The organism is Dietzia sp. CW19 (assembly GCF_014145265.1).
Lineage (GTDB): Bacteria > Actinomycetota > Actinomycetes > Mycobacteriales > Mycobacteriaceae > Dietzia > Dietzia natronolimnaea.
The window spans coordinates 1-2556 of sequence record NZ_JAALEE010000418.1 but is presented as its reverse complement, the minus strand read 5'-3'; the positions used below and the strand labels follow the sequence as shown (position 1 = coordinate 2556).

The following is a 2556-nucleotide window of genomic DNA, read 5'->3' as shown; positions in this document are numbered from 1 at the left end:
CCGGAGGTCCTGGCCGCCGCGGGGCTGGGAGATGACGACGGCGACGAGGTCGGCCGCGTCCTGGAGTTCGCCGCCCGCGAGGTGGTACCGCGACTGGCCGCCACGGTCGACGAGCTGGATGCGGTGATGCACGCCCTGGGCGGCGGGTTCGTGCCCGCCGGGCCGTCCGGTTCGCCCCTGCGCGGCCTGGTCAACGTTCTCCCGACCGGCCGCAACTTCTACACCGTGGACCCTCGGGCGATCCCGTCCCGGCTGGCCTGGGAGACCGGCCAGGCGATGGCCGACTCACTGCTGGATCGCCATGTGGCGGAGACCGGCGAGTACCCGGGCTCGGTGGGACTGTCGATCTGGGGCACCTCGGCCATGCGGACCTCGGGCGACGACGTGGCCGAGGTCCTGGCCCTGCTCGGCGTCCGTCCGGAGTGGGACGAGGCCTCCCGCCGGGTCAACGGTCTCGAGGTGGTCCCGGCCGCCGAGCTCGGCCGCCCGCGGGTCGACGTGACGGTCCGCATCTCGGGGTTCTTCCGGGACGCCTTCCCGCACGTCATCACCATGCTCGACGACGCCGTCCGGATGGTGGCGGACCTCGACGAGCCGGCCGAGCAGAACTACGTGGCCGCCCACACCCGTGCGGACCTGGCCGAGCACTCGGACCACCGGCGCGCGACCACCCGCATCTTCGGCTCCGCGCCGGGGTCGTACGGCGCCGGGATCCTGCAGACCATCGAGGCCGGCAACTGGCGGGACGACCGGGACCTGGCCGAGGTCTACACCCGGTGGGGCGGCTTCGCCTACGGCCGCGACCTGGACGGCGTCCCGGCCGCGGACGACATGCGCACCAACTACCGGCGCATCGCGGTGGCCGCCAAGAACATCGACACCCGCGAGCACGACATCGCCGACTCGGACGACTACTTCCAGTACCACGGCGGGATGATCGCGACCGTGCGAGCGCTCACCGGCGCCGAACCCCGCGCCTACGTGGGGGACTCCACCACGCCGGACGCCATCCGCACCCGGTCGCTCGCGGAGGAGACGGTCCGGGTGTTCCGGGCTCGCGTGGTCAACCCCCGGTGGATCGCGGCCATGCAGCGGCACGGCTACAAGGGGGCCTTCGAGCTGGCCGCGACGGTGGACTACCTCTTCGGGTTCGACGCCACCGCAGGGGTCGTGCACGACTGGATGTACGACACGCTGGCCAGGGAGTACGTGCTGGACCAGACCAACCAGGAGTTCCTGCGGCGGTCCAACCCGTGGGCGTTGCGCGGGATGATCGAGCGGCTCTCCGAGGCCGCCGACCGCGGGTTGTGGGCCGAGCCGGACGCCGAGATCATGGACCGGATGCGGCAGGTCTACCTGGACGTCGAGGGCGACCTCGAGGACACCCACGGTGACTGACCGGGTGTCCCGCCTCCCGGCCGGGGAGGCCGGCGGCACCCCGCGCCGCCGGGTGCGGGTGGTGGGGATCGGCTCCGGGGGGCCGGACCAGATCACGGTGGAGGCGATCACGGCCCTGCGGGAGTCCGCCTACGCCGTGGCCGCGGTGAAGGGGGCCTCAGACCCCTTGGTCGATCTCCGTAGGCAGCTACTCGCCCGCCACGCGCCGGGCGTCGAGCTGGTGGGGGTCGCCGATCCGGAGCGGGACCGCTCGTCGCGGTCGACCTCCTCCCACGTCGGGTACCGCGGCGTGGTCCTGGACTGGCACGAGGCCCGGTCCCTGGCGTGGGAGCGGGTGCTGGCGGACCGGCCCGGCGACGTGGCGGTGCCCGTGTGGGGCGACCCCGCCTTCTACGACTCCACGCTGCGGATCGTCGACCGGATCCTCGCCCGAGGCCGGCTCGACTTCGCCGTCGAGGTGATCCCCGGCATCTCCGCTCTACAGGTGTTGGCGGCGCGTCACCGGCTGGTCCTGCACGAGATCGGCGGGACGGTCACCGTGACCACCGGCCGGCGACTGGCGGAGGTCGTCGCCGACGGAGCGGACAACGTGGTGGTGATGCTCAACGCGGACCTGCCGCTGGAGGACCTGGCCGACTGGCACATCTGGTGGGGCGGCAACCTCGGCGATGCGGGCGAGTGCCTGGTCGCGGGCAGGGTCGGCGACGTCCTCGGCGAGCTGCGGGGCCATCGTGAGCGGCTCCGCGCGGAGAACGGCTGGGTGATGGACGTGTACCTGCTGCGCCGCCCGGTCGCGGCGGGCTGATACTGTGCCTACACTGGCACTCCCCCGAGAACAGAGGTGCACTATGGCTTTCCTGAGAAATGCCCTGCGGACCGGCGTCGCGCTCAAGGCCGCCGAGGTGGTCAAGCGTGAGGCGTCCAAGCCGGAGAACCAGCGCAAGGCCCGCGAGTTCGCGGAGAAGATCCGCAACCGCAAGCGCTGACCGCCGGCCGGTCAGATCCAGTCGACGATCTCCACGGGATCGTCGGCCCCGGCTCCCTCCGGGACCACGGCGAGCGCGGGAGCGCCTGCGAGGTCGGCCAGGTGGGCGGTGCGGACCCGGCCGGAGAGAGTCCATCCGCCGGCCCCGTCGGGGCGGGCCGGCAGGATCCGCG

General features: G+C 72.9%; 3 protein-coding genes. All 3 read left to right on the top strand.

The window, feature by feature from the left end:
* On the top strand, positions 1 to 1398 hold a 1398-nt coding region (locus G6021_RS12405; protein WP_182641418.1), incomplete at its 5' end, for a cobaltochelatase subunit CobN.
* Positions 1391 to 2203, top strand: a complete 813-nt coding sequence (gene cobF / locus G6021_RS12400) for a precorrin-6A synthase (deacetylating) (RefSeq protein ID WP_304815456.1) — start codon at positions 1391 to 1393, stop codon at positions 2201 to 2203. The genes G6021_RS12405 and cobF, both read left to right, overlap by 8 nt.
* Before the next feature lie 43 nt (positions 2204 to 2246).
* On the top strand, positions 2247 to 2384 hold the full coding sequence (locus G6021_RS12395) for a hypothetical protein (RefSeq protein ID WP_179524167.1): 138 nt from the start codon (positions 2247 to 2249) through the stop codon (positions 2382 to 2384).
* The last annotated feature ends 172 nt before the right edge of the window (positions 2385 to 2556 follow it).

Excerpts from the sequence above, each read along its gene's own strand:
- G6021_RS12395 (WP_179524167.1), top strand. The coding sequence starts at position 2,247 with ATGGCTTTCCTGAGAAATGCCCTGCGGACCGGCGTCGCGCTCAAGGCC.